Consider the following 8,840-nt stretch of genomic DNA (forward strand, 5'->3'; position numbering starts at 1 on the left):
CGGTTCAATCTCTCCGTGCACGATTTTACAGCAATCTTTGGGCCGACCAAGACGATTGCATCGACACCTCACCCCAGCTTGGAATCGTAGAAATCGACCGTTACACGGTGGATCCGAGGGGTTTGCAACAAGCCTTCTTCAAAAACTTCGACAAACGAACCTCTTCCCGCCGGCACCCTTATTGGGCACCGGCTTGCCTTGCGATTCGCATTAAGAACCCTTCACCATCTCGGTGGGCAGCGCCGCCCCTTCCTCCCGCTTGTCCGACGACTTGTCCAGGAAGTGCAAGATCACTGCATAGACCAAGAACGCCGATTGCAGAGCCCAGAAGCGGTAGAGCCAGGTCCAGACTCCATCCGTGAATCCGTACGCGTGCAGCCCCACTCCAAGCTGGTTGGTGCCAAACCACGAGAATGCCACAATCATGCCCAAGACGATGTTCGAAGCATGAAAACCAACTTCCCGGATGTACCCACCGAGGCGGGCGTGCAGGATGATCAGGTTCATGAGCACGATCATGAGAGCGCCGTTCTCCTTGGGATCCCAGCCCCAGAATCGCCCCCACGAGTAGTTGGCCCAGATGCCCCCGAGCACCGTACCCACCAAGGAAAGGAAGAGGCCGGCCATCACAAAGGCGTAGGCCATGCGACTGATGTCCTTGGAAGTCTCGTCCTTGTGCTTGGCGATGCCAAAGAGTCGCATCACAAAGTAGATCATCGAGAAGATGGCAGCCACCATGCCTGCGGCATAGCCGAGGTTGATGCAGGGAACGTGAGTGGACAGCCAGAAGTTGGTGATCAGCACGGCCTGCAGTTCCTGCAGGGTGTCCGCACCGTCCATTTCCATGAACCGCAGGGAGAGGAACAGTCCTGACATCCCCGCCAAACAGGCCACCGCCAGTCCCAAGCCCTTGGCCCGACGGCCCACCGCTTCCATCAACAGGCCCAGCAGGACGGATGAGATCGTGATAAACAGGATCGTCTCATAGAGCGTGGTGATGGGTGGGCGCTCCATGATCAGACAGCGCACCACAATACCCATCGTACCGTAGGCAGCTCCAGCAAGCATGACCAGCCAGCACAGCACGCGCACAATCTTGCCCCAGAGAGCCTCCGGCGCCACCCAACTCAATGCCAGCGCAATCGTGCCTGCCACAAAGAGGATCAGCGCGTAGTAGAAGTAGTCCTTCTGGTGGTACTTGAGCTCCATGGCGATGTGGCCACTCTCCCCACGTTCGGCAGCGGACCTCACCACATGATTGTGAAACGATTCCAGGCTGGTCTTGAACTTGGCCACATCCATCCGGTTCCGGTAGATGTTTTCATACTCTGCCAGCAGCTTCAGTTCATCGGCCTTGGCCGTGCCGCCCTCAATGGCCGTCTGCAGCACAGAACCCGGTCCGTACCAGATCTCCACCTTGTTGTCGTCTGGCGGGAAGATGCGGAGCACCGTTTCCGAATTGCCGCTCATCAGCGCGCCCAACACCGCGCGGAAATACTCACGCAGCCAGGGATTGTTCATGGGGGCAGCCGCCTCTGGATGCGCCTGCAAATAGGCCTGAATCTTCGGCACCAAGACGGCTGCACTCACCTTGCCGCTCTCCCCTGCTGCGAGGATGTCAGCCGGCACGGAAGCAGCCAGACCGCCAAACGGATCACGGGCAAAGTCGAAATGACCCATGATCATTTCGTAGTCGAGGAAATCCATCGCCAGCTTGCCGAGCGCACGCTGGACCGGATTGCGGTTCTTGGAGTCCACCTCACGGATCTCCTGCATCTTTTTCATCAGGCTCGACCGGCCTGACACCAGCTCGTTGTACGAGTAGCGATCCCGCTTGTTCTTGGCCTTGACGCCGATCTCAATGATCGCATCCGAGTTGTCCACGATGAACACGCGCAGATCCTTGGCGATGTCTGGACGGAACCAGGTAAGAGCCAGCCACTCGGTCGCACTGAGGCCGTAGGGCTTGCCTTTGGCATTGAGCAATTCCTTGCCCGTCACCGGATCTGTGAGCGCCTTGCCAGAGGATTTCGCATCCTCCGTCACCGGGATGGACTGCCGACCGCTGAAACGCAGCAGGCGGAAACGCGCAATCGTATCCAGCGGCTTGATGCGTCCCGACTCCTGGGCGGGCAACCCTGCCAGAAGTGAGATGACTTCAGGATCCAACACAGTCGCCAGATCCGGCATCTGCGGAGGCGCGGGAGGCTGCACCTTTTCGGCAGGAGCTGGCACCGGTGCAGCAGGCGCGGCATCTTGCGCCACCAAGGCGGTCGCAGGCACCACTGCGGCGAGGAACAGACTGAGGAAAGAACGAACAATCATGGCGTGGCAGGGTTGGTGGTGCTGGCGCTGGAGGAAGCCTCCGGCTGAAAAGCTTTGGAAGTACGGGAGGCAGGCTTGCGGAGGAAGCGAACCAACTGGGCAATCATGTGACCGAGCATGCCGGCCATCGTCGCGAGCATGGCATAGAGCGGCCAGTGATCGGAGGGGTTGTTCACCACTTGCAGCGTGGAGGACTCCACCATGGCACCACCGCGCTCGCCCACATCGAACGCCGACTGGAACAAGGCATACCCCTCGTCACGCAGCGGTTCATTCATGGTGATGATCTTCTTCTCCTCTTTCTCACCGGTGATCTTCGTGATCACGCTGGTGAACTTGCGCGCGCGCTCCGTACCAGGGTGAACTTCGCGCTGGAAGTCATCCAGCCGCACAGAGAACGGCAGCTTGTAGGTCTTTCTCGTGAGAGAGATGCCGTACACCTCGTCGCCCACTTTCACGGAGAAAGGAGCCGCCGCGAAGCGCCAGAGAATGCCCTTTTGCGCCTCCCCACCCTTCTTGGGAGTCACCTTCACATAGGCACCATCTGCATTGCGTTCCTGCTCGAGCTCCTCTTTGAGCGTCTGCAGGAAGTAGCCATCCGCAACCTCCCGGCTCGTCGAGGACCCAGCAGCCTTTTTGGGTGCAGAGTTCACCTCGTAGTTCATCACCATGAGGTCGAACGGCAGATCCTTGCTTTCAAATGTGCGGGCCTTGCCCCCAATCAGATCTTGAAACTGCCGTCCCGGAATCACCAACGCAACCCGCTTCCCATCCTTGGAAACAGGCTCCAGGCGCTCGATTTCAATCACCACATCATGGAAGCTCTGAAACTCATCCGCCACCTGTCCTTCTGCCAGGCGCACCGCCCCTTCTTTCTTGAAGAGGAAAGACACAAGACCCGCCACCAGCATGAACACGATGGAACCGTGGGTGACAATGACCCCGAATGTACGGCCAGTCTTCCGAATACGGATGAGGCCACCAAGGATCATGTTCAACGTCAGGATCGCCATCAGCGTCATGCCCCCTGGAATCAGCACCGGCAGATTCCAGTTCCCCTGGTAGCTAACATGCATGGCGCGAAGGCAGCAGGCCAGATCCACGCTCGTGATCAAGTAGGAATCAAAGTACTTCCGCACGCTGTCAAACAAGCCATGCTCGACCTGTTCCAGCGTCCCCAGGAAGGTGATCAAAAGCAGAAACACCAGCACCACCGTCGCCAGACCAAATGAGGCGAAAAAGTGGTAGAGCTTCATGTGCGGCGGCACAACAGGTCGCGGCGGCGGAGTAGGTTTGGCGGCAGGCATTGACTGAAAAAGTTGCGGTTCGCAGTAGGAATTCGAAGGCAGACGGGGACAATCTCTCCCGCTCTGGGCGGGCCGGGGATCAGATCAGAGTTCTCACCATGGATCCACGCAGGCGATCTTGAGGTTATCGTTTAAGACTGATGGAGCTCGCAAACTGGTCGAAGGCGGCTTCGTTCTTAACTACAAGGTCTTTAGGACCCGTAAGTTTGACAAAAAGTGTGAACTCCGGAGCTTCCTGCACCAGCCCCAACATGCGATAGCCTGTGGCAGCCGACTCCGCACCCACACCTTTGAAGTCACCGTCAAACGCCACAAAGGTGGCATCCCGTCCCACAAAGGTCTTCTTAGGTAGGGCCGCCAGCTCTGCGTCCGTGTAGGGCGTCAGGCCCATTTGGGTGCGCCACCGATTGACGTTCGCCGCGAGGCCTCCCGCCTGTCCCGGCATGATGGAAAGGTAACACTCCCCCTCCTGGTTCGGACCGAATCTCAAATCGATCAAGCGCATCCCACCACCGGATCCGGCAGGAGCTTCTGCCCAGCCTTCAGGAGTGATCCAGGCGAGTGGATTCTCAGCCGGCGGCGGTGGCGGGGGTTGCGTATCGAAGAACCGCTCTGCGCTGGTGGCCTCCGCCTTGGGCATGATGGCGTGCTCGGAGATCTGTCTGGATTCCTTGATCTCCATGCGCTCCGTTAGAGGCTTGCAGGAGCTCAGCATCAAGCCAGCGCTCAGTCCCAGGCATACGCCCACGCCGGTGAGGCCCGGCCGATTGGATTTCTGGACACTGCGTCCAGGCTCACGGCCGGTCACTTTCGTCATGCTGAAAAAACGGTTCATCCTCTTGTTCCTTAGACTGGCTCCCACCCCGGCATCAAGCCGCGATTTGTTCATTTCGGCACGGGAGGCAGGTGGATATATACGTGGCAGGGCAGGTTGTCGTTGCGGATCGCTCGGACCGATGTTGCTGGCGTGGCAAAACGCCGCACCGTCATTCAAGGATCAGAAGAACGATTGAGGAGGCTCCGGACATGCCGCCGGCCACCTCCTCGGCTCGCCCGTTTCCATGGCATTATTTCTTGTTGGCGTCCGCTGCAGGAGCAGGCGCTGCCGGCGGAGCATCGGGCTTCTTCTCTTCCGGTTTGGGGGCCGGTGCAGGAACTGGCGCGGCATCGGGCTTCTTGACCTCCGCGGGTTTCGCTTCGGCGGGTTTCGCAGGAGCCGGGGCGGCGGCCGGAGTCTCAGGCTTTTTCGCTTCCGGCTTTTTCTCCTCAGGCTTGGCAGGAGCAGGAGCTGGCTTCGGAGCCTCGGCAGGTTTCGGTGGCGGCTGGGCGGCTTCGATGAGTTTGGCAATCTCAGCCTCGCTCAACCCCACATTCACGACCAAGCCCGGAATCTGAGCTTCCAGCTTCTTCGCCCCTTCACGCGTGGCCCCGGTCTGCCAGACGAAGAGTTTCTTCAGGGACTTGGCCCCAGCCAGCTTGGCCAGCCCGGCATCGGTAACCTTGGTGCCGTAGAGGTTGAGGTACTCCAGCTTGCCCAGCTTCGCCAGGTGATCGAGCCCAGCATCAGTGATCGCCGTGTTCTCCAAGTGCAGACGCTCCAGATTGCTCATCCCTGCCACCATGGCCAGGCCTGAATCCGTGACCTTGGTCCGTGCCAGATCCACCCAGATGAGGTGCTGATTCACAGGGGCCAGCAGGGCCAGTTCCTTGTCACCGAACTTGTCTGCGGCATTCACCGTGCCGAGACGCAGTTGCTCGCTGTCGAGGGACACCGCCATCATGGAGGCATTCAGCGCCGTGATCTTGGCCGCCACTTCCGCCACCGTCTTCTTCTCTGCATCCGTCAGCGGCTTGGCCTTGGGCTTCTCCACCGTCTTCTTCCCACCATCGGCCTTGGCTGGCTTGGCAGCGGCGTAGAGAGCTTTGGCGATCGTTTCGATCTCTGGAGTCTTCTTGGCGTTGGCAAAGGTCAGGGACTCACTGGCACCTTCTGCGATCCACCATTCCAGGAAGGCCAGTTCCTCTTTGCTCAGCTGAGGCTCGTCGGATGGCGGCATGTGCTCGTCATCTTCCTTGGGAAGCTTCGCACGGACCAGCAGGAGGCTGTCCTTCGTATTGCCAGCGATCACGGTGGTGGCACCGTCACTGCCGCCCTTCAGGAGGTCGGCAAAGGTGTGCATCTTGAGCTTGCCCTTGCTCTTGTCCGTACCGTGGCAGGCATTGCATTTGGCAGCCAGAATAGGGGCAACCAGCTCGTCGTAGATCTTGGCATTGGGGTCCAGAGCCTTGCCAGCAGTAGCCACCGCAACAGGCGCGGCTTCAGGTTTGGCAGGTGCCGGAGTTGGGGCTGGCGCAGGCGCAGGAGCAGGAGCTTTCGGCTCCACCTTGGCCGCCACTGGAGCCGGTGCCGGAGCGGCAACAGGCTTCTTGGCCGCGAGATAGGCATTGGCAAAACCTTCGATCTCTGGAGTCTTCTTGGCCGCCGCAAGCGTCAATGTCTCGCTGGCTCCTTCTGCCACCCACCACTCCAAGAGGGCAATCTCTTCTTTGGTCAGCTGGGGCTCGTCGCTAGGCGGCATGTGATCGTCATCATCCAGGGGGAGCTTGGAGCGCACCAGCAACAGGCTCTCCTTGGCGTTGCTTGCGATCACCGTCGTGGCACCATCGCCGCCGCCTTTCAAGAGGTCAGCAAAGGTGTGCATGCGCAGCTTGCCTTTGCTCTTCTCCGAGCCGTGGCAGGAGTTGCACTTGGCAGCCAGGATGGGGGCCACGATGTCTGCATAGATCTTGGCATTCGGATCCGCCTTCCCTGCTGAGGCAGCAGCGGGAGCCGGAGCGGCCGGCTTCTCAGGAGCAGGCGCCGGTGTCGGTGCGGGCGCAGGGGCCGCAGCCACCACCTTCGCGTTGTCTTTCTCTGACCAGCCAATGTTCACCAGCAGGCCCGGACGCTTGGCGCGGAACGCTTCCGCAGCGGGTTCCGTCACCCCTGTCTGCCAGAGGTAGAGTGACTTGAGCGCCTTCAGCCCTTCCAGATCCACGAGGATCTTGTCCGTCACTTTCGTGCCGTACAGGTTCAGATACTCCAGTTTGGCCAATCCCTTCAAGCTCGCGCCAGCCGCATCCGTCACCGCCGTGTTCTCAAGGTGCAGTTCCTTGAGATTGGTCATCTTGGCCAGGATCGCGAGCCCCGCATCGGTGACTTTGGTACGCGCCAGATCAAGCGCCACCAAGGATCCCCCGATCGACTCCAGTTCCTTCAGATTCGCGTCGTTGTAGTCACGCGCCACGTTCAGCGCGGTGAAGCGCAGCTCCTTGGCATTCTGAGCCACCGGAGCCAGGGAAGCTCCCGAGCCATTGATCTTCTTCATGGCCTCCGCCACAGCAGGATCCACCCCACCCGCAGCCGGGGCTTGCGCCGCAGCTTCCGCCAGAGTCAGCATGACCGGCGGCATGCTGCCGCCGCTGCCGCCTTTGGCCTTGGAAAGGAGCGTCTGGAGCGCGGGCTTCAGATTGTCCGGCACATTCGCATCGGCCACCTTCAGGTCCTTGCTGGCACCGGCTTTCACCCAGATCGCCACCAGCTCGATCTCTTCGACGGTCGGCTGATCCTTGTTCTCTGGGGGCATGTGGTCGTCATGATCCACTGGCAGCTTCATACGAGCCACCAGCAGGCTCTTCTCCGGATCGCCCGCCACGACGTTGTCGCCGTTTTCGCCGCCTTTCAGCATCGCTTCATGGTTGTCCAGGCGGAGGTCGCCTTTGCTCTTGTCAGCGTTGTGGCAGGTATTGCACTTCGCTTCCATAAGCGGAGCCACCACTGCGGCGTAGAACGTGGGGCTCCCCGCAGCATCCGCCGTGGCCACGGCCGGGGCCGGTGCTGGGGCCGGAGTCGGCGAAGCAGGGGTGCTCCCCACTTCAGATCCGTTGGTTTCCGGCACCATCGCAGGGGCAGGCACCCCGACAGGAGCCGGTTCTGGGGCTGCGTTGTCGGCATTGACGCTGCTCACCTCATCGTGCACAGCGGCTGGTGCAAACAGGTCCACCACCTTGGCCTCCACCGTCCGCACAGTGTTGCGCACATCCTTGGGGGCGTACTCCAGCAGATAGTCACTGCCGTGCACCATGTTCCCGCCGAAGTGGGCCCCCACGCTCATGATTCCCAGCGTGAGGAACAGCAAGCCGCGGTACACGAACCGGATGCGGCCGCCGCTATCCTCGGAGATCTGCTTGAAAATGAGAGCCAAAAGCGAGCCCACTACCGTGGCAATGCCAAGGGTCTGGTGCGCGGCGAACATCCCTCCCTTGTACCCACCCTCGCGGGACAGAAGGATGCCAAACACCACCGCCACGATCGCCCCGAAGGCACCGAAGCCCATCACGAACCCCACAGACCCTTTCACGGCCTGACCGAGGGGGAAACGCAGCATCACCAGAGCCTCCATGAAGGCCGCCATGATGAGCACCCCTACTGGCAAGTGCACCGCGATGGGATGGAACCGCCCAAAGAACAGCGCCCACTCCGGAGTCGGCAGGGCCTTGGCCGCATTCGTCACCGGTGGGACAAGCATCATTGAAACGGCAAAGAGCACCACAAGCCCCACGGCACAGATCCAGCCCACCAGCGGACGACGCAGGTTAGGCGGGTTCTCGGGGGATTCACTCTGGCTGAGACTGGCTGCTGTAGCTGGCATGTTGAGAAGGTCGGGATGACGTTTTCGTGTTCCTACGGAAGTCCAAAACGAACGGCATGGCCGGGATAAATCAATTCCAGCATAATTTCATGGCAATCTCCGGCCCTTACAAAAAGAAGTGACAGAAGTTGATGTCAAAAGAGGCCCGGCGTTACGACACCGGGCATTTTTTGCTCAGAATCAGTACTATCCGGCGAAGTAGCCCCCGTTGAGGTCATCGGCCAGATGCAGGGCGGTGAAGCCCAACCACACCACCAGGAACCCGGCGAGGAGCAGTTTCTCCAGTGAGAAGGTCCGTCCACCCAGCCGCACTGGCATGTCTTTCAGCAAGCCATGCACCACTGCCATGCAGAACAGCAACGGCACCAGCGAGATGGAATTCACCAACCGCGGCCCCACCTTGAGCGTGGTGAACCAGCCGAACAGGTAGCAAAACGCCGTCATCAGCCCCGCCACGTAGAGCAGCTCCCATTTCCATTTCAGCACCCCCAGGGACGCCTGCTCCCAGTTCACCGCC

Annotated in this window: 5 protein-coding genes; all 5 read right to left on the bottom strand. The window is 60.2% G+C overall.

Translation table 11 applies throughout. The annotated features are described in order from the left end of the window. Window positions 1-210: 210 nt before the first annotated feature. Entirely contained in the window at window positions 211-2,325 is a 2,115-nt protein-coding gene (ccsA, locus tag BV106_RS28805) for a cytochrome c biogenesis protein CcsA (RefSeq protein ID WP_038170531.1), read from the bottom strand. Then, window positions 2,322-3,632 (bottom strand): cytochrome c biogenesis protein ResB, encoded by a 1,311-nt coding sequence (locus BV106_RS28810; protein WP_081892399.1) that lies wholly within the window; start codon window positions 3,630-3,632, stop codon window positions 2,322-2,324. The genes ccsA and BV106_RS28810 overlap by 4 nt, the downstream gene beginning before the upstream one ends. A 124-nt stretch (window positions 3,633-3,756) precedes the next feature. Further along, complete coding sequence (locus BV106_RS36405) at window positions 3,757-4,449, bottom strand: hypothetical protein (protein ID WP_265596181.1); 693 nt, start codon at window positions 4,447-4,449, stop codon at window positions 3,757-3,759. 250 nt (window positions 4,450-4,699) lie between these two features. After that, on the bottom strand, window positions 4,700-8,323 hold the full coding sequence (locus tag BV106_RS28820) for a c-type cytochrome domain-containing protein (RefSeq protein WP_038170536.1): 3,624 nt from the start codon (window positions 8,321-8,323) through the stop codon (window positions 4,700-4,702). Window positions 8,324-8,509: 186 nt separating this feature from the next. Then, the coding region (locus BV106_RS28825) for a hypothetical protein (protein ID WP_038170537.1) at window positions 8,510-8,840 on the bottom strand (331 nt) is incomplete at its 5' end.

Origin of the sequence: Verrucomicrobium sp. BvORR106, from assembly GCF_000739655.1 — a bacterium.
Lineage (GTDB): Bacteria > Verrucomicrobiota > Verrucomicrobiia > Verrucomicrobiales > Verrucomicrobiaceae > Verrucomicrobium.